This window comes from Curtobacterium sp. AB451 (assembly GCF_050585845.1).
Classification (GTDB): domain Bacteria; phylum Actinomycetota; class Actinomycetes; order Actinomycetales; family Microbacteriaceae; genus Curtobacterium.
Map to the genome: position 1 here is coordinate 333,184 of NZ_JBOBQG010000001.1, position 24,628 is coordinate 357,811.

At 69.3% G+C, this 24,628-nt stretch carries 28 protein-coding genes and 2 riboswitches; of the genes, 13 read left to right on the forward strand and 15 right to left on the reverse strand.

From position 1 onward, the window contains the following. Window positions 1-117: 117 nt before the first annotated feature. From ACQXVK_RS01510 to gcvT, 4 genes are all read right to left on the reverse strand, one after another. A complete protein-coding gene (locus ACQXVK_RS01510; RefSeq protein WP_430852440.1) occupies window positions 118-1,746 on the reverse strand; it encodes a peptide ABC transporter substrate-binding protein in 1,629 nt (542 codons plus the stop codon). A gap of 401 nt (window positions 1,747-2,147) precedes the next feature. After that, a complete protein-coding gene (gene gcvP, locus ACQXVK_RS01515) occupies window positions 2,148-5,072 on the reverse strand; it encodes an aminomethyl-transferring glycine dehydrogenase (RefSeq protein ID WP_430852441.1) in 2,925 nt (974 codons plus the stop codon). After that, window positions 5,069-5,446 (reverse strand): glycine cleavage system protein GcvH, encoded by a 378-nt coding sequence (gene gcvH, locus ACQXVK_RS01520; protein ID WP_022906070.1) that lies wholly within the window; start codon window positions 5,444-5,446, stop codon window positions 5,069-5,071. Before gcvH ends, gcvP begins: the two co-directional genes overlap by 4 nt. Before the next feature lie 4 nt (window positions 5,447-5,450). Further along, window positions 5,451-6,569 carry a glycine cleavage system aminomethyltransferase GcvT gene (gcvT, locus tag ACQXVK_RS01525; protein ID WP_430852442.1) on the reverse strand — a complete coding sequence of 373 codons (1,119 nt, stop codon included), beginning with the start codon at window positions 6,567-6,569 and terminating at the stop codon, window positions 5,451-5,453. Between the two features lie 50 nt (window positions 6,570-6,619). After that, a riboswitch (glycine riboswitch) is annotated at window positions 6,620-6,739 on the reverse strand. Beyond that, window positions 6,740-6,842, reverse strand: a riboswitch (glycine riboswitch). A 94-nt stretch (window positions 6,843-6,936) separates the two neighbouring features. Here gcvT and ACQXVK_RS01530 point away from each other — a divergent pair. Genes ACQXVK_RS01530 through ACQXVK_RS01545 form a run of 4 tightly spaced genes read left to right on the forward strand, consistent with a single transcriptional unit; the run spans window position 6,937 to window position 8,834 of the window. Beyond that, entirely contained in the window at window positions 6,937-7,311 is a 375-nt protein-coding gene (locus tag ACQXVK_RS01530; protein WP_402264546.1) for a BlaI/MecI/CopY family transcriptional regulator, read from the forward strand. A 13-nt stretch (window positions 7,312-7,324) separates the two neighbouring features. After that, window positions 7,325-8,065, forward strand: a complete 741-nt coding sequence (locus ACQXVK_RS01535; protein ID WP_022906067.1) for a M56 family metallopeptidase — start codon at window positions 7,325-7,327, stop codon at window positions 8,063-8,065. Between the two features lie 35 nt (window positions 8,066-8,100). Beyond that, on the forward strand, window positions 8,101-8,583 hold the full coding sequence (locus ACQXVK_RS01540) for an FBP domain-containing protein (protein WP_022906066.1): 483 nt from the start codon (window positions 8,101-8,103) through the stop codon (window positions 8,581-8,583). Further along, window positions 8,580-8,834: a hypothetical protein gene (locus ACQXVK_RS01545; RefSeq protein WP_022906065.1), complete on the forward strand. Its 255-nt coding sequence runs from the start codon at window positions 8,580-8,582 to the stop codon at window positions 8,832-8,834. The genes ACQXVK_RS01540 and ACQXVK_RS01545 overlap by 4 nt, the downstream gene beginning before the upstream one ends. A 15-nt stretch (window positions 8,835-8,849) precedes the next feature. On the opposite strand, the gene ACQXVK_RS01550 is transcribed toward ACQXVK_RS01545, so the two are convergent. After that, complete coding sequence (locus tag ACQXVK_RS01550) at window positions 8,850-9,737, reverse strand: LysR substrate-binding domain-containing protein (RefSeq protein WP_430852443.1); 888 nt, start codon at window positions 9,735-9,737, stop codon at window positions 8,850-8,852. Between the two features lie 68 nt (window positions 9,738-9,805). On the opposite strand from ACQXVK_RS01550, the gene ACQXVK_RS01555 reads away from it, so the two are divergent. Further along, window positions 9,806-10,300: a GNAT family N-acetyltransferase gene (locus ACQXVK_RS01555; RefSeq protein ID WP_430852444.1), complete on the forward strand. Its 495-nt coding sequence runs from the start codon at window positions 9,806-9,808 to the stop codon at window positions 10,298-10,300. 113 nt (window positions 10,301-10,413) lie between these two features. Next, entirely contained in the window at window positions 10,414-10,614 is a 201-nt protein-coding gene (locus ACQXVK_RS01560; RefSeq protein ID WP_416393991.1) for a hypothetical protein, read from the forward strand. A gap of 9 nt (window positions 10,615-10,623) precedes the next feature. On the opposite strand, the gene ACQXVK_RS01565 is transcribed toward ACQXVK_RS01560, so the two are convergent. The 3 genes from ACQXVK_RS01565 to ACQXVK_RS01575 all read right to left on the reverse strand — a co-directional run bounded on the left by ACQXVK_RS01565 (window position 10,624) and on the right by ACQXVK_RS01575 (window position 13,798). Next, on the reverse strand, window positions 10,624-11,004 hold the full coding sequence (locus ACQXVK_RS01565) for a hypothetical protein (protein WP_402264560.1): 381 nt from the start codon (window positions 11,002-11,004) through the stop codon (window positions 10,624-10,626). A gap of 548 nt (window positions 11,005-11,552) precedes the next feature. Beyond that, on the reverse strand, window positions 11,553-12,740 hold the full coding sequence (locus ACQXVK_RS01570) for a MalY/PatB family protein (RefSeq protein ID WP_430852445.1): 1,188 nt from the start codon (window positions 12,738-12,740) through the stop codon (window positions 11,553-11,555). A 176-nt stretch (window positions 12,741-12,916) separates the two neighbouring features. Continuing rightward, a complete protein-coding gene (locus tag ACQXVK_RS01575) occupies window positions 12,917-13,798 on the reverse strand; it encodes an AraC family transcriptional regulator (RefSeq protein WP_430852446.1) in 882 nt (293 codons plus the stop codon). 97 nt (window positions 13,799-13,895) lie between these two features. Here ACQXVK_RS01575 and ACQXVK_RS01580 point away from each other — a divergent pair, with 97 nt between their 5' ends. The 3 genes from ACQXVK_RS01580 to ACQXVK_RS01590 all read left to right on the forward strand — a co-directional run bounded on the left by ACQXVK_RS01580 (window position 13,896) and on the right by ACQXVK_RS01590 (window position 15,900). Next, a complete protein-coding gene (locus tag ACQXVK_RS01580; RefSeq protein WP_430852447.1) occupies window positions 13,896-14,672 on the forward strand; it encodes an isocitrate lyase/PEP mutase family protein in 777 nt (258 codons plus the stop codon). A gap of 83 nt (window positions 14,673-14,755) precedes the next feature. Then, a complete protein-coding gene (locus ACQXVK_RS01585; protein ID WP_430852448.1) occupies window positions 14,756-15,382 on the forward strand; it encodes an HD domain-containing protein in 627 nt (208 codons plus the stop codon). A gap of 230 nt (window positions 15,383-15,612) precedes the next feature. Beyond that, on the forward strand, window positions 15,613-15,900 hold the full coding sequence (locus ACQXVK_RS01590; protein WP_148286865.1) for a hypothetical protein: 288 nt from the start codon (window positions 15,613-15,615) through the stop codon (window positions 15,898-15,900). 63 nt (window positions 15,901-15,963) lie between these two features. Here the strand turns inward: ACQXVK_RS01590 and ACQXVK_RS01595 are convergent, their stop codons facing one another. Next, the gene (locus ACQXVK_RS01595) at window positions 15,964-16,296 is read right to left on the reverse strand and encodes a hypothetical protein (protein ID WP_402264574.1); all 333 of its coding nucleotides are present in this window, start codon (window positions 16,294-16,296) and stop codon (window positions 15,964-15,966) included. A gap of 207 nt (window positions 16,297-16,503) precedes the next feature. Here ACQXVK_RS01595 and ACQXVK_RS01600 point away from each other — a divergent pair, with 207 nt between their 5' ends. After that, complete coding sequence (locus ACQXVK_RS01600; RefSeq protein ID WP_430852449.1) at window positions 16,504-16,914, forward strand: nucleotidyltransferase domain-containing protein; 411 nt, start codon at window positions 16,504-16,506, stop codon at window positions 16,912-16,914. A gap of 10 nt (window positions 16,915-16,924) precedes the next feature. Here ACQXVK_RS01600 and ACQXVK_RS01605 read toward each other — a convergent pair whose 3' ends face one another. The 5 genes from ACQXVK_RS01605 to ACQXVK_RS01625 all read right to left on the reverse strand — a co-directional run bounded on the left by ACQXVK_RS01605 (window position 16,925) and on the right by ACQXVK_RS01625 (window position 21,955). Further along, window positions 16,925-17,386 (reverse strand): phage tail protein, encoded by a 462-nt coding sequence (locus tag ACQXVK_RS01605; RefSeq protein WP_430852450.1) that lies wholly within the window; start codon window positions 17,384-17,386, stop codon window positions 16,925-16,927. Between the two features lie 386 nt (window positions 17,387-17,772). Continuing rightward, complete coding sequence (locus ACQXVK_RS01610; protein WP_430852451.1) at window positions 17,773-18,552, reverse strand: hypothetical protein; 780 nt, start codon at window positions 18,550-18,552, stop codon at window positions 17,773-17,775. Continuing rightward, window positions 18,543-19,982, reverse strand: a complete 1,440-nt coding sequence (locus tag ACQXVK_RS01615) for a DUF262 domain-containing protein (protein WP_430852749.1) — start codon at window positions 19,980-19,982, stop codon at window positions 18,543-18,545. The genes ACQXVK_RS01610 and ACQXVK_RS01615 overlap by 10 nt, the downstream gene beginning before the upstream one ends. A 300-nt stretch (window positions 19,983-20,282) precedes the next feature. Then, window positions 20,283-21,356 carry a redox-regulated ATPase YchF gene (gene ychF, locus ACQXVK_RS01620; protein WP_416393984.1) on the reverse strand — a complete coding sequence of 358 codons (1,074 nt, stop codon included), beginning with the start codon at window positions 21,354-21,356 and terminating at the stop codon, window positions 20,283-20,285. 11 nt (window positions 21,357-21,367) lie between these two features. Next, window positions 21,368-21,955: a hypothetical protein gene (locus ACQXVK_RS01625; protein WP_430852452.1), complete on the reverse strand. Its 588-nt coding sequence runs from the start codon at window positions 21,953-21,955 to the stop codon at window positions 21,368-21,370. Between the two features lie 89 nt (window positions 21,956-22,044). Here ACQXVK_RS01625 and ACQXVK_RS01630 point away from each other — a divergent pair, with 89 nt between their 5' ends. The 3 genes from ACQXVK_RS01630 (at window position 22,045) to ACQXVK_RS01640 (ending at window position 24,096) form a co-directional block, all read left to right on the forward strand. Continuing rightward, window positions 22,045-22,680, forward strand: a complete 636-nt coding sequence (locus ACQXVK_RS01630) for an exonuclease domain-containing protein (protein ID WP_430852453.1) — start codon at window positions 22,045-22,047, stop codon at window positions 22,678-22,680. A gap of 38 nt (window positions 22,681-22,718) precedes the next feature. Continuing rightward, window positions 22,719-23,177, forward strand: coding sequence for an SRPBCC family protein (locus ACQXVK_RS01635; protein WP_430852454.1), 459 nt, complete (start codon window positions 22,719-22,721; stop codon window positions 23,175-23,177). Between the two features lie 160 nt (window positions 23,178-23,337). After that, the gene (locus tag ACQXVK_RS01640) at window positions 23,338-24,096 is read left to right on the forward strand and encodes a GntR family transcriptional regulator (protein WP_402264588.1); all 759 of its coding nucleotides are present in this window, start codon (window positions 23,338-23,340) and stop codon (window positions 24,094-24,096) included. A 3-nt stretch (window positions 24,097-24,099) separates the two neighbouring features. On the opposite strand, the gene ACQXVK_RS01645 is transcribed toward ACQXVK_RS01640, so the two are convergent. Continuing rightward, window positions 24,100-24,504, reverse strand: coding sequence for a tautomerase family protein (locus ACQXVK_RS01645; RefSeq protein ID WP_402264590.1), 405 nt, complete (start codon window positions 24,502-24,504; stop codon window positions 24,100-24,102). Between the last annotated feature and the right edge of the window lie 124 nt (window positions 24,505-24,628).

Here is a 24,628-nt window from a genome sequence, read left to right on the forward strand (position 1 = left end):
GGGAAGGTGTTGCCGCCGTGGTACGGGGGTTCGGGAGCCTGGTGGGCCCCCGAACCCCCGTCCGGTGGTCGCGGAGCAGGATACCCGTCCGCGATGTGTCTCACGAGGAGACTGGTGTTACTTCTTGACCTCGACGTCGTAATACAGCGGCACCGAGTTCCAGCCGAACTTTACGTTCGACACGTTGTCCGCGTTCCAGACGCCGGTGACGTTGGAGTACCACAGCGGGATCTCCGGGAGGTCCTTGAACAGGAGCTCCTGCGCCTGGTCGAAGTACTTGTTGCCCTCTTCGACGGTCGCGGCCGAGCGGCCCTTCGCAAGGAGCTCGTTGTACTCGGACGAGTCGTAGCGCGAGTAGTTGCTCGACGAACCGTCACCCATGGTCGGGCCGAGGAAGTTGTACAGCGACGGGTAGTCCGCCTGCCAACCGGTGCGGCTGCCGCCCGTGAGCTTGTTGTCCGTCTGGACCGCGAGCGCCTCGGCGAAGGTCGGGTACGCCTTGCCCTCGGCCTTGATGCCGAGCGTGCTCGAGATCGAGTTGGTCACCGCGGTGACCCAGGCCTGGTGGCCGCCGTCGGCGTTGTACGCGATGGTGAGGGTGTCGTTGTACTTCGAGATCTTGTCGGCCTCGGCCCACAGCTCCTTGGCCTTCGACTTGTCGTAGGTCAGGACGTCGGAACCGTCGAGGTCGTCGTTCCAGCCGGCGATCACCGGGGAGGTGAAGTCCTTGGCCGGGGTGCGGGTGCCTTCGAAGATCTTGTCGGTGATCTGCTTGCGGTTGATCGACAGCGAGATCGCCTCGCGGCGGAGCTTGCCCTCTTCACCCTTCCAGTGGTCGAGGTAGTAGGGCAGGTAGATCGCCTGGAAGATCGCGGCGGCCTGGTTGACGTTCGAGTCCGGGAAGTCGGACTTGTAGGTCGCGAAGGCGCTGTCCGGCACGGCGTCGAGGACGTCGAGGTTGCCGCCCTGGGCGTCGGAGTACGCGGTGTCCTGCGAGGTGTAGAACGTGACCGTCAGGCCGCCGTTCTTCGGCTTGCGCTTGCCGACGTAGTCCTTGTTGGTGACCAGCTTGATCGACTGGTTGTGCGTCCACGCACCCTTGCCGTCGAGCTTGTACGGGCCGTTGCCGATCGGGTCCTCACCGAAGGCCTTGGTGTCCTTGTAGAACGCCGAGGGCAGCGGCACGAACGCCGAGTAGCCGAGCGAGAGCGGGAAGTCCGACTGCGCCGACTTGAGCGTGACGGTGAACTCGTCATCGCTCTTGACCTTGAGGCCGGTGAGCTCGGAGTCCTTCGTGGCGTCGTAGCCCTCGATGTTCTCGAAGAAGTAGCTCGCGCCCTGCTTGTTCGAGAACTGCGCCGCCCAGTTCCACGCCTTCGTGAACGACTCGGCCGTGACCTTCTCGCCGTTCGTGAAGGTGTAGTTCGTGTTCAGCTTGATGTCGAACGTCTTCGAGTCATCGGTGTCGATGCTCTTCGCGACCTCGTTGACCGGCTTGCCCTTGGCGTCGTACGACACCAGGCCTTCGAAGATCGAGTCGATGATCTTGCCGCCGCCGACCTCGGTGGTGTTCGAGGGGATGAGCGGGTTCTGGGGCTCGTTGCCGTTGGTGGTGACGATGCCGGACGCGTTCGTCGAGCCCGACTTGTCACCGCCGCTGCTGCTGTTGCTGGAGCAGCCGGCCAGGGCGATTGCTGTGGCCCCGAGCACGGCGAGGGCTGCGAGCCCAGCGCGCTTCTTGATCAAGATTCCTCCTGGTGCATGGGACGCGGCGAGGCGCACGGGTGCCCCCTCGCCACGTTTGACCTTTGCACTGTAGGCAGTGCGGGGAGCGCTCACCAAGCCCAGAGGAGATCGGTTACAAATCGGAAACCAAGTTGCACGATCCTTGCGAGAGGATGCAAGATTCGGGCGGATCGCGGACGCCCGGGCGAGATTGTTGCAACCGCATCGAGATGCTTGCATCGACGCACAACTCTGTGCAAGTCGGCATGCAGCGGGGCACCACGGCGACGCGCCCGGACAGCGGGCGTGCCACCCCGGCACGGCGGTCTGCGCGACCACGGGACGGCGGCGTGCACGCTCCCGGGACGGCAGTGTGCCCCGCCCGGCAGGCCGGACGGGGCACACGGTACTCGGACTCGCGGTCAGGCGAACGCCTCGACCGGCGGGCAGGCGCACACGAGGTTGCGGTCGCCGTACGCCTGGTCGATGCGCCGCACCGGCGGCCAGTACTTCCGTGCGCTGATGCCGGGCAGCGGGTACACCGCCTGCTCCCGCGTGTACGCGTGCGTCCACTCCCCCGAGATCACCGAGGACGCCGTGTGCGGCGCGTGCACGAGCGGGTTGTCGTCGGCCGGCCACTCGCCGCGCTCGACGGCCGAGGCCTCGGCACGGATGGCGAGCATCGCGTCGACGAAGCGGTCGAGCTCGGCGAGGTCCTCGCTCTCGGTCGGCTCGACCATGAGCGTGCCCGCGACCGGGAACGACATCGTCGGGGCGTGGAACCCGTAGTCGACCAGACGCTTGGCGACGTCGTCGACCGTGATGCCGGTCGTGTCGCGCAGCAGGCGGAGGTCGAGGATGCACTCGTGCGCGACGAGCCCGGACTCGCCCGTGTAGAGCACCGGGAAGGCGTCGCGCAGACGGGCGGCGACGTAGTTCGCGCCGAGCACGGCGGCCTCGGTCGCACGCGTGAGTCCCTCGAGCCCCATCATCCGGACGTAGGTCCACGTGATGGGCAGGATGCTCGGGCTGCCGTACGGCGCCGCGCTGACCGGTCCGCCGGCGTGCGCGTCCCGCCCGGACCCCGGCTCCGCCACCGAGCCCGTGCGGCGGTCGGCGTCCTGCGCGAACGGGTGCCCGGGCAGGAACGGCGCGAGGTGCGACTTCGCCGCGACCGGTCCGACACCGGGACCGCCACCGCCGTGCGGGATGCAGAACGTCTTGTGCAGGTTGAGGTGCGAGACGTCCCCGCCGAAGTCGCCGAAGCGGGCGTGACCGAGCAGCGCGTTGAGGTTCGCGCCGTCGACGTAGACCTGGCCGCCGGCGTCGTGCACGGCGGCGCAGATCTCGCGGATGTCGTGCTCGTAGACGCCGTGCGTGGACGGGTACGTGATCATCAGCGCGGCGAGCCGGTCGCCGTGCTGCGCGGTCTTCGCGCGGAGGTCGTCGAGGTCGACGTTGCCGTTCTCGTCGCACGCGACCACGACGACCTGCATGCCGGCGAGGACCGCCGACGCGGCGTTCGTGCCGTGGGCGCTCGACGGGATGAGGCAGACGGTGCGGGCGTCGTCGCCGCGGGACCGGTGGTACCCGCGGATCGCCAGCAGCCCCGCGAGCTCCCCCTGGCTGCCGGCGTTCGGCTGCAGGGAGACGGTGTCGTACCCCGTGACCTCGGCCAGCCAGGACTCGAGGTCGCCGATCATGTCGAGGTAGCCCACGACGTCCTCGCGCGGGGCGAACGGGTGCACGTTCGCGAACTCCGGCCAGGTGACCGCGGCCATCTCGGTGGCGGCGTTGAGCTTCATCGTGCAGCTGCCGAGCGGGATCATGCCGCGGTCGAGCGCGTAGTCCTTGTCGGCGAGGTGCTTCAGGTACCGCATCATCCGCGTCTCGCTCCGGTGCGCGCTGAACACCGGGTGCGTCAGGTACTCGCTGGTGCGCCGGAGGGCGTCCGGGAGGCCCGTGGCCGCGTCCCGCACGGCCGTCTCGGTCGCCGGGACGGTCTGGTCCACGGCCCCGAACACGACGGCGAGCGCCGTCACGTCGTCCGGCGTCGTCGTCTCGTCGACGGACAGCTGGAAGGTGTCGGCGTCGACGAGGTGGAGCAGGCGGTCCGCGTCGCGGGCCGCGGCGACGAGCGCCTCGGCGCGTCCGGGGGCGCGGAGCGTGAGCGTGTCGAAGAACGCGTCGTGCACGACGTCGAGCCCGGCGTCACGGGCGACCGCGGCGAGCGCCGAGGTCGTCCGGGCGACGCGGTCGGCGATGAAGCGGAGGCCCTCCGGCCCGTGGTACACGGCGTACATCGAGGCCATGACGGCGAGCAGGACCTGCGCGGTGCAGATGTTGCTCGTCGCCTTCTCGCGGCGGATGTGCTGCTCGCGGGTCTGCAGGCTGAGGCGGTACGCCATCTGCCCGTCGGCGTCGAAGGACACCCCGACGAGTCGGCCGGGGAGCTGACGCTCGAGCCCGGCCCGGACGGCGAGGTAGCCGGCGTGCGGGCCACCGAAGCCGAGCGGGACGCCGAAGCGCTGGCTCGTGCCGACGGCGACGTCGGCACCGAGGTCACCGGGGCTGGCGAGGAGGGTCATGGCGAGGAGGTCGGCCGCGACGACCGCGATGCCGCCGCCGGCGTGCACGCGCTCGATCGTGGTGGACGGGTCGACGATCCGACCGGACGCGCCGGGGTACTGCAGGATCACGCCGAAGGCGCCGTCGAGCTGTTCGTCGCTCGGTCCAGCGACGGGGTCGAACCCGCGCAGGGTGATGCCGACGGCGTCCGCGCGGTGGTCGAGGAGTGCACGGGTCTGCGGGAGCAGGTCGTCGTCGACGAGGAACGCGTCGCCCTTCACCTTCGATGCACGGCGGGCGAGGAGCATGCCCTCGACCACGGCGGTGCCCTCGTCGAGCATCGAGGCGCCGGCGGTGGCCATGCCCGTCAGGTCCGAGACCATCGTCTGGAAGTTGATCAGCGCCTCGAGCCGGCCCTGCGAGATCTCGGGCTGGTACGGCGTGTAGGCCGTGTACCAGCTCGGGTTCTCGAGGACGTTCCGCTGGATCACGGCGGGGGTGTGGGTGCCGTGGTAACCGAGGCCGATCATGGCTCGGCGGACCGTGTTGCGGGCGGCCTTGGCGCGGAGCTCGGCGAGCGCTTCGGTCTCGCCGACGGCGGCGGGGATGGTCGAGTCGACGGTCGGCGCCGCGTGGATCGACTCCGGGATCGCGGCGCGGACGAGGGCGTCGAGCGAGGGCTGCCCGACGGTGTCGAGCATCGTCCGCTGGTCGGCCGGGGTCGTCCCGATGTGCCGGTCGGCGAAGGACGTCTGCAGGTTCTGGAGGTCGCCGGTCATGCGAGGGACGCCCGGTACGCGTCGTGGTCCATGAGGTCCTCGGGGAAGGAGGTGCCCTCCACCTTGATCTTGACGAGCCAGCCGGCACCGAACGGGTCCTGGTTGACGGTGTCGGGAGCGTCGACGACGGCGTCGTTGATCGCCACGACCTCGCCCTCGATCGGGGCGAAGAGCTCGCCGACGCTCTTGGTGGACTCGATCTCGCCGATCTGCTCGCCCGCGGTGGTTGCGGTGCCGACGGCCGGGAGCTCGACGAAGACGACGTCACCCAGCTGTTCGGCTGCGTGGTCGGTGATGCCGACGGTGACGGTGTCGCCCTCGACGAGCAGCCACTCGTGGTCGGCCGTGTACTGGAGTGCGGTCTGGTCGGTCATTGCATCAGCCTTTCGAGGCGCGGCGGTAGAAGGGGAACGCGGTGACGGTGCTGGGGATGGCCGTGCCCCGCACGTCGATGTGGAGGACCTGTCCCTCGGTGGCGAGGGCCGGGTCGACGAAGGCCATGGCGACGGGGTGGCCGAGCGTCGGTGACAGCGCACCGGACGTCACGGTGCCGACGACCTCGCCCTCGTGGACGACGTCGTAGCCGGCACGCGGGGCTCGGCGGCCCTCGGTGACCAGGCCGACGAGCACGCGGGCGTCGTCCGACGGGGTGACGCCGGTGGCACCGACGAAGTCGCCCTCCTTGGCCACGACCCGGCCGAGGCCGGCCTGGGCGGGACGGACGTCGGTGCCGAGCTCGTGCCCGTAGAGCGGCATGCCCGCCTCGAGCCGGAGGGTGTCGCGGGCGGCGAGCCCTGCGGGGACGACCCCGCGGTCGGCGCCGGCCTCGAGCAGGGCGTCCCAGAGCGCTCCGGCGACGGACGGGTCGCTGTAGACCTCGAAGCCGTCCTCGCCGGTGTAGCCGGTGCGGGCGACGAGGACCTCGGCACCGTCGAACACCGCGTGCAGCGCCCGGTAGTACCCGAGCTCGTCGAGGGGGCTCTCCGGCTGGAGCCGGTCGGCGACGACGAGCGCGTCGAGCGTCCCGGCAGCTGCCGGGCCCTGGATCGCGACGAGCGCGGTGGTGTCCGAGTCGTCCGACACCTCGACGTCGAAGCCGTCGGCCCGTGCGGTCAGGGCGTCCACCGCGACCTGCCGGTTCGACGCGTTCGCGACGACCAGGAAGACGTCCTCGTCGGTGCGGTAGACGACGAGGTCGTCGAGGATCCCACCGTCCTCGGCGAGGAGCAGCGAGTACTTCGCCCGCCCGACCGGCATCGCGCCGAAGGACCCGGCGAGGGCGTGGTCGAGGAAGGCGACGGCCGCGTCACCGGTCACCCCGATCTCGGCCATGTGCGAGAGGTCGAAGACGCCGGCGGCCTGACGCACGGCATGGTGCTCGGCGAGGTCGGACGAGTACCGGACGGGCATCCGGTACCCGGCGAAGTCGGTGAAGGTGGCGCCGGCCGCTTCGTGGGCGGGTTCCAGCGGCGACGAGCGCAGTGGGGACGTTGGCATGAACGGAGTTCTCCTGGCATCGGCAGGACCCGACGACCGTCGTCGGGCGGAACTCCCCCTCTGTCATGGGCCTGAGAGTTTCACCGCGGCCCGTGAGGTCCGGCGGCTTTCACCGTGGGCGAGCCACGGACCGACCCGGTGGGGGCTTCGTGGCTGCTTTTCAGAGTGGCCTGTCCGCTGCGGTGTGGGACCTGAGAGATTGTCGGGGGGATTGCTCCTTCGGTGCCGTGCAGGGTGCCCAGGGCACCGCACGACGTCTCCCGCGACGGATGAACGGCCGGTCTTCAGTTGTCCGGGCCGATCATACCGACCCCGCGTTTCGGGCATGTGTCGGATCCAGGGGTTCGACATCTCGTAGAATGCGCGGATGGCAGGTCAGCGATCGCGCCCCAGGGGGCAGCTCGAGCAGGCGGTGCTCGACGCACTGTGGTCGGCGGACGGCGGGCTCAGCGCACGCCAGGTCCTCGACGCCTTCCCGGAGCCCCGGCCCGCGTTGACGACCGTGCTCACCGTGCTCGACCGGCTCGGTCGCAAGGGGCAGGTGGAACGACAGCAGCACGACGACGCCCCGCTCACCTTCCGCGCGACGAACAGCAGGGAGGAGCAGACCGCCTCGCTGATGTCGAACGCCCTTGCCGCCGCGACCGACCGCGAAGCCGCCCTGCTGCAGTTCACCGGCTCGCTCGCCTCCGACGACCTCGACGTCATCCGCCGCGCCCTCGACGCCCGAGCCCGTTCCTGACGGTCCCGCTGTCGTGGTCGTCTCCGGAGTCGTCCTCATCGCGCTCGCCCTCGCGGTGGTGGTCCTCGCGCCCCGGGTGCTGACCCGCTCCGCGTGGACGATCGACCGGCCGCGCACCGCGCTGGTGTGCTGGTCGCTCGCCGTGCTGCTCGGGGTGGTCGGCTTCGTCGCCGGCATCACCCTCCTCGTCGTGGCGAACCGTCCGATCACCGACCCGCTCGGTCTCGGTGACTCCCCCACGCACGGCCTCAACGTCGGGGTCGCCCTGCTCGCCGTGCTCGCGTTCGTCGTCGCCGTGCGCGTCCGGCCGGGGCCCGAGCACGAGGCCGTGCGCGAGGCGATGCGCTCCGGTGCCGCGCCGCACCGCGAGATCGACGGCACGCCCGTGTCCGTCGTCGAGGCGGACCACGCGCTCGCCTGCGCCGTGCCGGGCCGGGCCGGTGGCGTGCTCGTGAGCACCGGGCTCGCGGACCGCCTGCGCACCGACGAGCTCGAAGCGGTGGTCGCCCACGAACGCGCCCACCTCACCCAGCACCACGCGGTCGCGGTCGCCATCGCGGAGTCGATCGAGCGTGCGGTGCCGTGGGTACCCGGCGCGCGCGCCATGGCGCGGTCGACGCGCGTCCTCGTGGAGTTCGCCGCCGACGACGCCGCGGCCCGACGCGTCGGACGCGACGCGCTGCGTCGAGCGGTGCTGGTGGCGGACGCGACGAGCGCGCTCGGGGCGATCCGCGCCTCCCGTCTGGGGTCCTGACGCGTGTCGGTGGCGAGGCATATGGTGGTCGCACCGTGAAGCCACTGACCGAAGCAGACATCCGTTCGTCGTTCGTCAACGCCACCCCGGACGAACTCGCCCAGCTGCCCATCCCGGGTCTCCACGAGATGCTGTGGGACGAGCGCGAGTTCCTCGGGTGGCGCGACCCGCAGGCCGCTCGTCGCGGCTACATCGTGTCGTGGATCGACGACCGACCCGTCGGGATCGTCGTGCGGTCGGCCGGCGGATCACTGCGCGCGGGCATCGCAGCGATGTGCTCGTTCTGCCACTCCCCGCAGCCGGCGACGCAGGTGCGCCTGTTCTCCGCCGCCCGCGCAGGCGAGTCCGGACGGAACGGCAACACCATCGGCTCCTACATCTGCGAGGACCTCGGCTGCTCCATGCTGATCCGGACGGCACCGCCGCACCTCAACCCTCCGGCGACGATCGCGATGCGCGGCGAAGCGCTCCTGCAGCGGGTGCGGAACTTCACCCAGGACGTCGCGAAGACCGCGTGAGCCGGTTCAGCACCGCCCGGTGGGCCGTCGTCGAGGAACTCGGTGACGGCCGGTGGCGGCTGACCCTGCACGACGAGGCCGACGACGAACTCGGTGCGATCGGGCTCGGGGTCGAGGGTCCGTGGGACCCGGACGTCGAACCGCACGTGGGCTTCGTCCTCGCCCAGCTCGGGCTGACCCTGCGCGGCGCGCGGCCCTGGCGGGTGGACGAGCTCGGGGACCAGCGGGCGCCGGTGCTGCCGCTGGCGTGACCGGCGCCGCAGCAGTCATTCCGCCGCGGCGACGAAGTTCCGCAGGATCTCGCGGTCGTCGTCGGCGCGGGCGGCCCAGACGAGCTCGCTCCGGTGCTCGTCCGCCTCGAGCGGCAGCAGCACGACCGTGTCCGGAGCGGCGAGGGTCGCGCTCTCCGGTGCGACCGTGACCCCGAGGCCCGCTCCCACCAGGTGCAGCACCGTGGCCCAGGTGGTGGCCTCCTGCACGACCACGGGTCGCCTGGCGCCCGACACCACCGGCGAGAGGTTGCGTTCGGTGGCGACCGAGCCGGCCTCGGCCGGGAAGAACACGAACGGGTCGTCGAGCAGCTCCGGGCCCCGGATCGACGACCGCGCGGCGAGGCGGTGCCCGCTCGGGACCGCCGCCACGAACCGCTCGCTGCGGAACGACAGGAAACGCACCCCCGGGTCGGGATCGGGGTCGCGCAGGACGGCGAGATCGAGCTCCCCGCGGACGATCCGGGCGAGCAGCGTCGACGAGTAGCCCTCGGTGAGTTCCACGCGGACGAGGGGGTAGCGCTCCCGGAACACCTGGACACGCTCGATGGGGCCGAGCGGCAGGGCGGAGACGACGAACCCGACGTCGAGGCGACCGGCCTCGCCACGACCGACCCGGACGGTCTCGTCGAGGTCCCGGCGCGCCTGGGCCAGGAGCGATCGCGCGCGACCCTGCAGCGACCGGCCTGCCGCGGTGAGGGCCACGCTGCGACTCGTCCGGGCGAAGAGGTCGACGCCGAGCGCCTGCTCCGTCCGCCGGATCTGCTGCGACAGCGCGGGCTGGGCGATCCGGAGCGCCCGGGCGGCCCGGCCGAAGTGCAGCTCGTCGGCCACGGCGAGGAATGCGTGCAGCTGGCGGAGGTCGACCTCGGGTTCCCGATCCATGCACTGAGCGTATCGATCGACACGAACGAGTATTGGACGGCACTCGGCCCGAGTCCGAGGATGGGTCCATGCCCGATGCGACCACCGACGCCGTCCTCATCACCGACATCGCCTCCGCCGCCGACGCCGAGGCGTTCCGTGTCCTCAACGAGGCGTGGATCAGCCGGTTCTTCACGCTCGAGGACGAGGACCGGAAGCTCCTGGGCGACCCGCTCGGGCAGATCGTCGAGCCCGGTGGCGCGGCCTTCGTCGCACGGCTCGGATCGGACGGGCCGGTCATCGGCTGCGTCGGCATCGCGCCCATCGGGCCCGGGGTGTTCGAGCTGGTCAAGATGGCCGTCTCGCCCGAGCACCAGGGGCACGGCACCGGCCGGAAGCTCATCGCCGCGGCGCTCGAACGTGCCCGGGCGATCGGTGCGCACCGGGTGGTGCTGGAGAGCAACGCGCAGCTGGCCAGCGCGGTGCACCTGTACGAGGCGTTCGGGTTCCGGCACCTCGGCCACGACGAGGTCGCGCCGAGCCCTTACGCGCGCGCCGACGTCCACATGGCGCTCGACCTCTGACCCGCCGACCGGCGCGACCGAGCCGACCGGCGCGACCGGCGCGTCCGGGCCGAGCGCCGCGTCCGGGCCGGCCGGCGCGTCCGGCGCGTCCGGGCGGCCGGTACGCTCGCGGCATGGCGACACACGAGGTGCAGGCCGTCCGCGAGGGCGGCGCGTGGCAGGTGTTCATCGACGGGTTCCTGGTGACCGAGGTCACCCGGTGGCCGTCCGTCGGGTTCGTCGCCCGCGAGTGGATCGCGCTCACCGAAGAGGTGCCCGCGCGCGAGGTCGACATCACGATCCGCGTGGTCGGCCGCAACCAGTACGTGGCCTGACGTCCCCCGTCAGCGAGCAGCTGCGACGAGCTGCTGCGCCCGTTGGTGCGACACGTGGAGCAGCGGGCCGATCTCCCGCACGGTGAGCCCGGACTCGTGGAGGACCAACGCCGCAGCTGCGGTCTCCCTCGCCGCCTCGACGCGCGCACGCTCGGATTCCTCCCGAAGCGCCCGGGCACGGTCCAGGTGTGCCTGCGCCGCCTCGGGCATCGCCACCTCGACGACGAGCTCGAACGACTCCGGATCACGGTCGTCGTTCATCAGCGAGAGCCAATCGCGAGCCATGAGCTCGATCTCGCGTTCGCGCTTTGCCTGCGTCCGGACGACCCCGTCGATCGAGATCACCCAGTACTTCGTGCCTCGTTCGGCTCGTACCGTGTGTCGGCTCATCGTCGGCCATCTCCTTGTCGTTCGCATTCGCGGAGGATGCTGCGCGCCGTCAGCTCCTCCACCTCTCGGTGTCTCGGGACGGCGATCGTGTTCGGACCGAACCGGAACAGCTCGTGACGCCCGCCGTGGCGCTGGAAGACGAACCCGACACCCTGCTCGTCGGCTTTCCGAGCAAGCCGGCGGAGCAACTCCGTGCGCCTCACGGTAGTTGCCCAACTGTCGGTAGGCAACTCTGTCTAGTTCCGTTGGACAAGTGAGATCCGTGTGGTCGCATGCACCGACCGTGACGGGCCACGGACCGCTGCGCCGGAGCAGCGACACCACCGGTGGACAGGTGTGGCCAGCGGGGCGCTGTGGAGGAATGTCTGGGCACGGGCCGACGCCGCGCGCTGCGACCGTCTGCGCGACCTGCACGGACCGTTCGTGGCGTCCTCGGCTCGCCGCCTCATCGAGGCGCGCCGGACCGAGCAGCCGACCCGCGCCTCCAGGGCGACGGCAACAGCCGACAGCCGACAGCCGTCGGCCGACAGCTCACACCCGCCCGCCGCTCACGCGACGTGCCAGACCAACCCCTCCTGCGCACTCGACGGGTAGGCCGCGGCGATCCGCAGCACCGCCTCGCGCAGCGTGTCCGGCGAGCACGCGAGGTTCAGCCGCGCGAAGCCGCGCCCCTGCGACCCGAACCCGAGGCCGGAGTTCAACGCGACGTAGGCGTGCTCCCGGAGCGGCACGGCCGGGTCGTCGCCCAGCCCGATGCCGCGGAAATCGAGCCACGCCAGGTAGCCGGCGCGGGGCCGGGTGTACACGACGCCGGGCAGGTGTTCGGCGAGCAGGGAGCCGAGCAGCCGCTCGTTCGCGACGATCCGGGCGACCACGTCGTCGAGCCAGTCCGTCGCCAGGCTGAACGCCGCGAGGTTCGCGTGCAGACCGAGGATGCTCGTGCGGCAGGCGACCTCCTCCCACAGCGTGTCGAGGAGCGCCGCCGTCCGTACGTCCCCGGCGACGATGATCGAGCACTTCACGCCGGCGAGGTTCCAGCCCTTGCTCGCACTCGTGACGCAGATGCTCCGCGCACCAGCGGGTTCGGCGACCGCGGCGAACGGGGTGAAGCGGACGCCGGGGTGCGTCAGCGGTGCGTGGATCTCGTCGCTGATGACGAGGACGTCGTACCGTGCGGCCAGTTCGGCGAGCGCCACCAGGTCGTCGTGGTCGTGCACGAGGCCGACGGGGTTGTGCGGGTTGCAGAGCAGGAAGACGCGGACACCGTCGGCGAAGGAGCGCTCGAGCGCCTCGAGGTCGAGCCGGTACACGCCCCACTGTTCGAGCAGGGGGACCTCGGCGACCTGACATCGGGCCTCTTCGACGAGCTCGAAGAACGGCGGGTACACCGGCGGGGTGATCGCCACGCGGCCACCGTCGGGCAGGGCGAGCCGCAGCGACTCGACGATCCCGACGCTGACGTCCGTGGCCAGGTAGACCCGGGCCGGGTCGACGTCCCAGTCCCACCGGTCCTTCGCGAACGCGGCGAACGCCGGCGCGAGCGGGCCGGGGCCGTCGAGGTAGCCGAGGTCGGACTGCTGCACCCGCTCGATGAGCGCCTGCCGGATCGCCGGTGCGACCTCGTGGTCCATCTCGGCGACGAACAGGGGCAGCACGTCGGGCGCGTACCGCGTCCACTTGATGCTCGTGCGGACCCCTCGGAGCGTGCCGACCGGGTCCTCCTCGTCGTGCGCCATGCGTCCCAGCATGCATCGGACTGGAGGCGCGGCGCGAGTCCGGCCGTCATCCTGCGTCGCGCGGGGGCCACGCTGCGGCCGGGGGTCGCGTGGCGGCCGGGGGCCGGATCGCATCGTGAGCAGAAGTGGTCGGGTTGCCTGCGCCGACCCGACCACTTCTGCTCACCAGATGCGCGTCACGCCCTCGGCTCGGGCTCGACCGCCAGCCAGAGCTCGGCATCCGCGCTACGACCGTCGGGGGCGAGCCGGACACGAGCGATCTCCGGCGCCGCCACGAGACGGTAGGGGTTGGCGGGCAGCCACTCCCCGAACGCCTGCGGCCACAGCGCCTGGATCGCTCCGGGCACCGATCCCGAGCCGGAGAACACCACCCACGTCGCTGCCGGCACCTCGATGACGTCGAGGCCCGGTGCGCTCTCGACCGAGGTGGCGGCGACGACGGAGTAGCGGAGTCGACTGCCGTCCGCGCGACCCTCGGTGAACGCATCGGACACCGAGAGCACACCCGACGGCTCCTGGTCGGACAGCCCAGCGATGCGCGCTCGGTCCTCCGGAGTGATGCTGCGTTCGAACGCCTGGATCGCGTCGTTCGGCCCCTCGTACACGAGCGGGACACGGGTCGAGCGTCCGATGAGACGGAAGGCGGGTTTCTGGACGAGGCGGTACTGCACGGGAGTGCTCCCTTCGACGGTGAGACGGAAGGACAGCCGACCCTGCGACCGGAGGACGGCGCCGGGCTCGCGCGCCTCCTGTGGCCCGATGCCGTGCACGGCTCGGAACGCCCGCCCGAACGCATCGGCAGAGCCGTACCTGAAGCGTGCGGCGACGTCGGAGACGGTCATCGTCCCCGAGGCGATGACGGCGGCGGCGAGCGTCATCCGGCGACGCCGGACGTAGTCGGAGAGCGGCATGCCGGCGAGCGCGGAGAACACCCGCCGGAAGTGGTACTCGCTCGTCCCGGTGATGCGCGCGAGCTCGTCCACGGCGAGCACCGTGTCGTCCGGGCCGCCGTCGAGGTGTTCCTCGACCGCGGCGATCGCCTCGTTCCAACGCTCCATGTCGGTGTCCTTCCTGGTGGTGTCCTCGACGCTACGGTGACGTCGCGCGACGGACACGATGATCCCTGCCCGGGTCGGTCGGCCTACTGTCTGGGTCATGAGCACGAGCACCGCCGACAAGGCGACCACCCTCAAGCAGCTGCACGAAGCCCCGGAGATCCTCCGGGTCGTCAACGTCTGGGACGCGATCAGCGCGAAGGTCGTCAGCGACCTGCCGGAGACGAAGGCGATCGCCACCGCCGGGCACTCCATCGCCGCCTCGCACGGGTACGAGGACGGCGGGATGCCGCTCGACGTCGCCCTCGCCGGGGCCGCGACCGTCGCCGCCGCCACGGACCTGCCCGTCACGGCGGACCTCGACGACGGCTACGCGGACCCGGCCGAGACGATCCGGCGCGCGATCGCTGCGGGGATCGTCGGCGCGAACGTCGAGGACCGCCTGCGTCCCTTCGACGAGGCCGTCGCCCGCGTCGCCGCCATCACCGCCGCCGCCCAGGCCGAGGGCATCGACTTCCAGCTCAACGCCCGTACCGACGCCATCGCCCGCGGTGGGGACCGTCCGATGGAGGAGAGCATCGCGGACGCCATCGCCCGCGGCAAGGCGTTCCTCGACAACGGTGCCGCGCTGGTGTTCGTGCCGGGAGCCGTCCAGCGGGACGTCGTCGAGCAGCTCGTCGCCGGCCTCGGCCGCGGCAAGCTGTCCGTGATCGGCCTGCCCGGCGCCCTGCCCGCCGCCGAGTACGAAGCCCTCGGGGTCGCCCGCATCTCCTACGGGCCGCTCACCCAGCGCGTCGCGCTGCGCGCGCTCCGCGACCTGGCGACCGACCTGTACGGCGGTGGCGTCGTGCCGGAGGACACCCCGACCCTGAACTGAAGCAACAGGCGGACAGGAGGCGCGGTGTCGGCTGGCACCGCGCCTCCCGTCCGTCGGCCGGTCGCCTCCGCTAGCGTCGTGCCATGACCCTGGACGTCGACGCACTGCTCGCACCGCCCTCCCCCGTGGCCGCGCGGGCGCTCGACGTCGTGCGGGCGTGGTCCTCACCGGCGCTGGTGAACCACTGCCTGCGCTCGTGGGCCTGGGCCGTGCTCCTCGCGGAGTCCGACGGTCACGAGCCGGACCGTGAGCTCCTCTTCGTCGCGACGATGCTGCACGACCTGGGTGTGACGCCCTCGTTCGACGCCCACGCCGTCCCGTTCGAGGAAGCCGGCGGCGCCGTCGGCAGCGTCTTCGCACGCGGTGCCGGATGGGACGCGCTCCGCGCCCGTCGCGTCGGCGAGGTGATCGAGCGGCACATGTGGACGTCGGTCGACCCCGCGCTCGACGTCGAGGGGCACCTGCTCGAGGTCGCGACCTCGCTCGACGTCTCCGGGGCCGGGTTCTCCCGCTGGAAGACGTCGGACCTCGGCGCCGTCACCGCAGCCGTCCCCCGCCTCGACTTCTCCGAGGCGTTCGACGGGCTGGTCCACGAGCAGGCCGGTCGGAAGCCGTCCTCGTCCGCCGCCCGCCTGGACGGCTCGGGCAACGTGGCGGCCGGCGGCACCCGCTGGCGATCGTTCCTGGACAATCCGTCCGCCATCCACTAGTCTGTTCACTTGGTGCACTGCAGCGAACCCATCTGACTCGCGCACACCGACCCGTCTCGAAGCCGACTCACCCGAGTCGCATTCCCGCGAGACCCCGCTCGATCCGAACGGACGAGCTGCACGTCGAAGCTCGACGTGCGCGCCCCGCACTCGATGCGTCGCGCCGGACTCAGCCGTCCGCCGACACCGAGTCGCCCTGGCGCCGAACGACCAGGAAGTACCGCAACACCATGACCAGCAACGAACGCATCACCATCATCGGCACCGCCCTCGCGGCGCCGACCGTCTCCCCCGACCGCATCGCCGAGTTCGGGGTCCGTGACGAGCACTCGCAGCGCGAGTACCTCGTCCGCATCCCGGCCGACGACCTCGGTCTCTTCATCACCCGTGGCGCTCGCGTCGACATCGACGGCGAGGCCGGCTGGACCGTGCCCGGTCGCTCGTGGCGCGGCGAGGCGAGCCGCACGCTCGTGCAGGCACAGTCCGTCCGCGGCGGCGAGCTCGCGCTCGCAGCCTGACACCAGCGCCCCACCACACGAAGGCCGTCGAGCACTGCTCGGCGGCCTTCGTCGTACGCCCGGTCAGTCGGTGTCGTCCGCACCGGCGAACCGGTGCCCGCCGTCGACGTCGACCGGGCGTTCGGTCCCCGCTCGCGTGGCAGCGTCACGCAACCGTCGGATGAAGTCGTGGTCCTCGGGTTCGAGTTCGTCGTCCGGTGCCGCACTCACGGTCAGTTCGCTCGACGGCCCGACCAGCACCGTGGTCCGGGTCACCGAGCCGTCGTCGGCCACCGCCGGGATCGCAACGGTGTCCGTCCGAGCATTGGCACCGAGGACCGCCGCGTAGTCCGCGACCGCATCGGCGATCGCGTCGCCCGTGAGGATCCGGCTGCCGTCGTAGTGGATGTACTTCACGTTGCCTCCTAGCGTCCCGACGGTAGGAGGGCGTGATGCACGCGGGCCGGGCGAGCGCGTTCCGTGGCCAAACGAGGGGCGTTCCGGACCGGCTGAGGCCACGAACATCCGGAATGTCCGGGCCGCCGCCGTCCTGCAGGCCATCGTGGTCCGATGCGTGTCGAAGACAGTGCCGCCCTGATCCGCTCGGCTCGCGATGACGTTCTGATGTCGAGGGCATCGCTCGCACGCGCAGCCGGGGTCCCGGCATCCGCGATCGCGGCGTTCGAAGGAGGGAGAGAGCGCCCCTCGGAAGCGGTGTTCCTGAGCATCCTCCGCGCGGCACGTCTCCGACCGAGCATCCCGCTCGCCTTCTACGCCGACGATGTCCTCGCCGAGGCTCGCCGGTTCCGACTCCGGGACGTCCGTGTGTTCGGGTCCGTGGTGCGCGGCCACGACACCGAGACGAGCGACATCGATCTGCTGGTGTCCATCACCTCGACGACGTCGCTCTTCGACCTGGGCGGCTTCGCCCATGCTGTCGAACAGATCACGGGGTTCCCCGTCGACTTGCTGGCGGACGACCTCTACGACGACGAGCAGTTCCGCCACGTCCTCGTCGAGTCCGTACCGCTCTGAACGCTGTGGGTCAGTACTCGCCCTTGACGACGAAGTACGACCCGCGGATCGTCCCGGCGAGCTTCGACTTCTGCCGGGCGAACTTGAACCCGGACAGCTCGTCGGGCACCTCCATGCCGTCCGAGAGCTTGAAGCCGACCGCGCGCTTGCCGCCCGGCTCCAACGTGTAGAGGACGTTCACGGCGAGCCCCGACTCGTAGAAGACGTGGGTCCAGCGGATCCCGTCGACGAAGGCCTCGGTGGCCTCGAGCGGCTTCGATGCGATCACCAGCCCGCGTTCGTCCTGCAGGACCTTCGTGACGTAGTCGACCAGGTCGGGGACGTCCTCGGCGGGGTGGGTCGTGAAGACGTGGTCGTACTTGTTCTTGAAGTAGCGGGCCTCGTTCGCCCGGAGCCCGGCGAGGGCGTCCGCGACCGGCGAGGACTCCAACCCGACGGTGGACAGGTGCTCGAAGTCGACGACGTACGACATGGGGCCTCCTCGGCGATGTGCTCAGCGTCAATGTAGCGCGGCGACGTGAACTTAACACCCCGGAGATTCAGGTTCTTGAACGCCCTCGTCGCCTCGCTCTGATCACCGCCCCGACACACTGATCCCGGATGACGACTTGATTATCGTCCGCAACCGCTTGCCGAGCGGCGCCTGCTCGTGGAACGCGCGCTCCAAGTAATCAGGTTCACCGCGACAGAGCTGAAAGTCGTACACATCGCGCTCCTGCAGCAGACAGCGAATTTCCGACTGGTTCTTCCCTCAGCGTCGCCTATCGGAAGCGCGCTCAGCCGGTCAGGACAGGATCCGCGAACATCATTCAATCAGAAACGTCAGGAGCCAGAAGATCGGCATTTGCCTCATCGAAGTCAGAGAGCCTCCTGGCGCCAAGTTCCTTCGATCGGCTTGACCTTCAGGACTATGGACCCTGGGCCGTATTCCTCGTCGGTGCTTCCATCGATGGAAGCCCCGGAGGACTTGTTCAGCAACTCGCCAAGCTTGGCCCGATCGGGTTCCTTTTCGCAGCTCAGATTGATATCAAGTTTTGTACACCATTTACTCCCGTTGAGACTTTCGTAGGTTGACCGCAAAGTGATCCGATGTTCGTCGCCGCGTTGGAGTTCGCGCAAAAAATCCTGAGATTTGGATCCATATAGACGACTGGCTAAGACCGTAGAGTCCGAGATTGTGGCCCCTAGAGGCTCCGCAAGCGCTGATCTACTTTGACCGCTACCAACCGCCGGAAGGTCCGGCGATGCGACAACTATGTTGAGAGCCGGATCCTGAGACTCATTCCGGATCGTTACCGAAAGACGCAAACGGACGTCTAGCGCATCATTGGTCCACTCCACTCGGCGGATTTCTGCACCATCCTCATCGATTGATGGCAAGACGAAAGGCCGCCTGCTCCGCTTTCGTTCCGTCGTGTCGGCACTCAACGCGAATGCAACCCCGAGCAAACCAATTCCGGAAAATATGGCCGCAGCGAGACCGAAGATGTCGCCCACTTGGCCATATCCCGCTAGCGACTGCGCGTCCACAAGTGAAGCGAGAATCGGTACAACTAACCAGACTCCGACGAGAATGGCAAAGATTGCTACGGTCAACCCTGCCCAAAGTGCAATCCGGGACGACTTACTCAAAGCCACTCACCAATCCATTCCATGACCTTACGGGCTCTGATTTCCATCGACACTTCCATCTCGGAGCCATCCGGGAAGCCCTGCGTAGTCAAGGACGTCCCCTTCATAGGAACGAAGCGAGATCGCGCAAACGGTTTATCCACCACGACGAGGTCACCAACACGAACGGCAGCAGCTGGCACCTTTACACCGGTGATCAACGTCGAGAATGGCACGTCTCCCGCGGCCTGCGAGAGGACCGTTCCAGATGTCGGGTCCTCCGCCTGCCCCAGAACGGCGGCGCCACGAAGGCCAAGACGGAGGATTCGGCTTCGCCGGATCGGCTCCTTCAGCGCAGCCGAAAGCACGTCGACGGCATCTTCAATGCTTGGAACATCTCCGTTATGCGCAGCATCAGTGAGTATCCGCGTATTAGCTCCTTGCGCATAAGCCTGCGCAAGAATGGACCGCCAGTACCACCTTTGAACCGTTTCGGGAGAATTCTGCTTCCGGAGCAAGAACGCCGCGGTAAGAACCATAGCTTCTGACGGGAGATTGCCTTGTCTCACTCCACACCGAAGCTCGAAAAATTCCAATGCTTTTCGATAGTCCAGGATCGCGTCATCCCACTCTTCGACTACAGTTTCGGGCTTCAGTGAAAGCACGTCGCGCTGCCGAACACCCATTACCGCGCGAGGGCCTACTGGCCGCCCCTCCTCACGGAGAGAGGCCCATTCGACAAGCGCGATCAATTTAAGGATTTCCGTACCTGAAGTTTTGTACTTCCGGAACAGCTCCTCGCTTTCCAAGCATTCGTCCCACCGAGCACGAAGATTGAAATTGTGTGGATACAACAACGCTACCATCAGGTCAAAAGCATTTAACTGCTCCCCGGTCCTGTTCAGCGTCTCAAAGATTCTGGTGAGCGCCTCGAGGTCGATATCATTCTGCATCAAAATGGTGGAGAATTCGTATCCCCCGGAGAGGAATCCGACAACTCGCTCGCCGATAAGCTTCACCCGGCGAGCATCCTCACCACTTACTGTCGTCAAACGCCGATCCAGCAGGGATTTGTTGACCAATTCACGAATGGTGAATTTGGAGTCGGTTGGGCTGAAATTGTCCCTATCGGCCCATCGAATCGACGGATACTCTTCGAATTCGCTCTGTTCAGAGGTGTCCACGAAATAGACGACACTACCGGTATCTGTCAATGCATGGAAAAGAGCAGTGATTCTCTGTTGACCATCCAACACATGAAGTCGAACATATTTTCGATCAACTTCCGGGCCGCCAGCTATCTGCTTGACCCGGAAGGGCTGGGGGCCTTCGAGGAGCAAGAGTGACCCGATTGGCCAGCCCCTCGCAACACTCTCGAGAAGCTCAATTACCTGATCAGGCTTCCAGACGAAGTTGCGCTGAAACTCAGGGATCGCTAGGGTCCCGGCCGACACCATCTGGATGAGTCGCTCGAGAGGATACGACGTCGTTGCATGCTTCAAGCTGTAGCTCGATCATGAGAGATCATGATCTTTTTCTAACAGTCGTCACAACGCATGCGGACTCGACACGCGGAGCAGGCACAGGCGCCCACTCGAATCGACGGAAAGAACCCCCGAGATCCTTCATCATGTCGAACAGGACTTTGGCCGAGTCGAGACGCGGACGACACTGCCATATTGCACGCGGCAGTTCGTCCGGTCCATGGCTGTATTGACCGGCCGGCGGCCCCTGGCTCGCCCTGGCATGAAGGCGGGTCAGTTGTTGAAGCGGAACTCCACCACGTCGCCGTCCTGCATGACGTAGTCCTTGCCCTCGATCCGCGCCTTGCCGTGCGCACGAGCCTCGGCGATCGAGCCGGCGGTCATGAGGTCATCGAACGAGATGACCTCGGCCTTGATGAAGCCCTTCTCGAAGTCCGTGTGGATGACGCCGGCAGCCTGGGGAGCCTTCCACCCCTTGCCGATCGTCCACGCGCGGGCTTCCTTCGGACCGGCCGTCAGGTAGGTCTGCAGCCCGAGGGTGTCGAAGCCGATGCGGGCCAGCTGGTCGAGGCCGGACTCGGTCTGCCCGGTCGACTCGAGGAGCTCGGCGGCGTCGGCCGGGTCGAGCTCGATCAGCTCGGACTCGACCTGCGCGTCGAGGAACACGGCCTGGGCGGGAGCGACGAGCGCGGCCAGCTCGGCCTTGCGCGACTCGTCGGTGAGGATCGCCTCGTCCACGTTGAAGACGAAGATGAACGGCTTGGCCGACAGCAGCCCGAGCTCGGCGATCGGTGCGAGGTCGATCGAGGTGGCGGACAGGAGCGTGCCCTGCTCGAGCGCAGCCTTGGCCTCGCGAGCGGTCTCGAGCACGATCGGCTCGGCCTGCTTGAGCTTCACGGTCTTCTCGTACCGCGGCAGCGCCTTCTCGATCGTCTCGAGGTCGGCGAGGATCAGCTCGGTGTTGATGACCTCGAGGTCGTCCTTCGGGGACACCTTGTTCGCCACGTGCACGACGTCGTCGTCGGTGAAGCCGCGGACGACCTGCGCGATGGCGTCGGCCTCGCGGATGTTGGCGAGGAACTTGTTGCCGAGCCCCTCGCCCTCGCTCGCGCCCTTGACGATGCCGGCGATGTCGACGAACGACACGGGGGCCGGCACGGTCTTCTCGGAGTTGAAGAGCGTCGCGAGCTGGTCCAGCCGCGGGTCCGGCAGGTTCACCACGCCGACGTTCGGCTCGATCGTCGCGAACGGGTAGTTCGCGGCGAGGACCTGGTTCTTGGTCAGGGCGTTGAACAGGGTCGACTTGCCGACGTTCGGGAGACCGACGATTCCGATGGTGAGTGCCACGGGAGGACAGCCTACCGGCGGCCGCCCGCCGGGGCCGACCCGCGCCTCCAGTCCGATGCCTCAGCGACCCGCGTGATCGCGCGCTCGACGACGTCGAGGACGTCGGTCTGCAACCGCTGCGAGCGCCGCCAGTCGCCGCGCACCTGCAGCGCGTGGTCGGCACCGCCGACGGTCTGGAGGCGCGCGGCCGTCCCCGATGCACGCTCGGGCCGCCACATGGTGTCTCCCCCACCCCCGATGGCGACGTGCTCGTCACCCGCGTCGGCGAGGGAACGAGCAACGTCGTCGTGCGTCAGCACCGGCGTGAGCCAGATGCCTGCGACCCCGTTCCGGACCGCCCACGGCAGGGCGAAGCACCCGAAGGACTTCGCGACGACGAGGTCGGGCAACCGGCCGCCGAGCGCGTCAGCGACGGCGGCCTCGACGAAGCCGACGGGATCGGTCGCAGCACGGTCGTCGACGTCCCAGCCGGGCGCGACGACCTCGCACCCGGCCGCGGTGGCGATCTCGCGGGACCACCAGAGCAACGGTGCCTGCTGGCCGTAGCCGGACCCGGCGAGCACGAGGACGAGCGGCGGTCGGTCGGTGCGGTTCCCCATCCGCCCACCGTACGGCTGGGACCGCCGACCCGGCCGCAACGCCGGGGCGGCTTCCAGCGATGTCGGCGCCGCGTGCGACCATCGGAGCCGTGCCGTTGAACTTCACCGCGATCGACTTCGAGACCGCGAACAGCTCGCCCGCCAGCGCCTGCTCGGTCGGACTCGTCAAGGTCCGTGCCGGCCGGGTCGTCGAGCGGGCGTCCTGGTTCATCCGGCCGCCGGTGGGGCACGACGCCTTCCTCGAGTGGAACACCCGGATCCACGGCATCGTCGCGTCGGACGTCGTCGGGGCGAAGTCGTGGGAGCAGCAGTACCCCGACATCGTCGCGTTCGCCGAGGGGGACGTGCTCGTGGCGCACAACGCCCGGTTCGACATGGGCGTGATCGCGGGCGGGTGCTCGGCGACGGGGATCGACCTCGCGGAACACCACTCGCTGTGCTCGCTGCAGGTCGCCCGCAAGACCTACACCCTCGACTCCTACCGGCTGCCGATGGCGGCACGGGCCGCCGGGTACGAGGGGTTCCAGCACCACGATGCCGCCGCCGATGCCGAGGCCTGCGCGGCGATCGTCGTGCACGCGGCCGGGCACCACGGCACGGACACGGTCGAGGCGCTGGGTGCCGCGGTCCGGGTCGCCATCGCGCCGGTGCGGGCACGAGCCGAGCAGCCGCGCACGGCTCCGCAGACGCGGCTGTCGAACCGCCCGATGATCTTCGCCGACTGACCCTCCCCGCCGAGCCGTTCCGCCGCTACGCTCAGCGCATGGCCGCGACCACCACCATCGAGCGTGACGTCGTCATCGCCGCGCCGACGTCGACGATCCTGCCGCACCTGTCCGACCTCCACCGGTGGGTGGACTGGTCGCCGTGGGAAGGCCGCGACCCCGAGCTGCACCGCGAGTACGGCGGGACACCCGGCGCGGTCGGCTCCACGTACGCGTGGAAGGGCAACCGCAAGGCCGGCAGCGGCGACATGGTCATGCGGCGGGTCACCGCGGACGAGGTGGAGATCGGCCTGCGGTTCACGGCACCGTTCGCGTCGTCGAGCACCACCGCGTTCCGGCTCGACGAGGTCCCCGGCGGCACCCGTGTGGTGTGGACGATGACGAGCCCGGTGACGGTGATGTCGAGGATCGTCAACCTGGTGATGAACATGGAGCGGTTCATCGGGGGCGACTTCGAGAAGGGCCTCGCGCGGCTCAAGGTCGTCGTCGAGCGCTGACGACGACCGCACGGCACCGCGGCCGGGACCGCACGAGCCCCGGTGGTGCGGCCGGGACCGCACGAGGCCCGGTGGTGCGGCCGGGACCGCATGAGCCCCGGTGGTATTGTCATGACAATCCCTCGGTGCCGCCGCCGAACCGTACTGCTGAAGGACCGCGATGACCAACGATGGCCAGCTGCCGTCCGACCTGTTCCTGGACCTGGACCGGTCGGGGCCGATGCCCCTGTACTTCCAGGTGGCCTCGCGCATCGAGGAGTCGATCCGCTCCGGCGCCATGCCGCCCGGTGCCCGTCTCGAGAACGAGATCGCCCTCGGTGAGCGGCTCGGACTGTCGCGTCCGACCATCCGCCGGGCGATCCAGGACCTCGTCGACAAGGGCCTGCTGGTACGCCGCCGCGGGATCGGCACGCAGGTCGTGCACGGCCCCGTGACCCGCAAGGTCGAGCTCACGAGTCTGTACGACGACCTCGCGCAGGGGTCGCAGGCACCCGCGACGAAGCTGCTCGAACGGAACGACGTCCCCGCGCCGGAGGTCGTCGCCGAGGCCCTCGGCATCGCACCGGGGACCACGGTCGCGCACATCCGCCGCGTGCGCTTCGCCGAGGACGTGCCGATGGCGATCCTCGAGAACTACCTGCCGCCCGAGTTTCTCGAGATCACCGACGACGACCTGCAGTCGCACGGCCTCTACCAGCTGCTGCGCGGCCGCGGCGTCACGATGCGGGTCGCGAAGCAGAGGATCGGTGCCCGGGCGGTCACCGACGAGGAGGCCACGCTGCTCGAGATCGAGGACGGCGACCCGGTGCTGACGATGAGCCGCACGGCCTACGACGCCTCGGGCCGAGCGGTCGAGTACGGCGTGCACTGCTACCGACCGGACCGCTACTCGTTCGAGGTCACGCTCGTCGACAAGTAGGACTCAGGCCGACGGCACGCCGAGCTCGCCGGTCACGTACTGCGCGCGACCGAAGCCGAACGACCAGTCCTCCGGACCGTTCTCGACGTACCCGATGAAGACGTCCTCGGACGCCACCCCGACCGCGGCGAGCCCGTCGTGGATCGCCCGGTAGAGCTCCTGCTTCGCCGCCTGGTCCCGCCCGCGCTGGGTGAACACCTGGATCATGACGACGCCGTCGGTGCGCTCGAACCCGAGCCCGGCGTCCTCGGCGATGATCTGCTGGGCGGGGTGCTCGGTGATGACCTGGAAGCGGTCGCGGGCCGGGATCCCGTACACGTCGACGATGGCGGTGTGGATCGCGTCGGCGATGGCGCGCACGGCCTCGGGGGCGCGGCCGGTGGTGAGGTCGATACGGACGAGCGGCATGGCGCCTCCTGCAGTTCGGAACTTTGTCCTGTCAAAGTACCACGTCGGTGGATCGCGACACCCAGACGGACGGGAGGCGCGGTGCCAACTGGCACCGCGCCTCCCGTCCGTCCGTCGTGGCCGG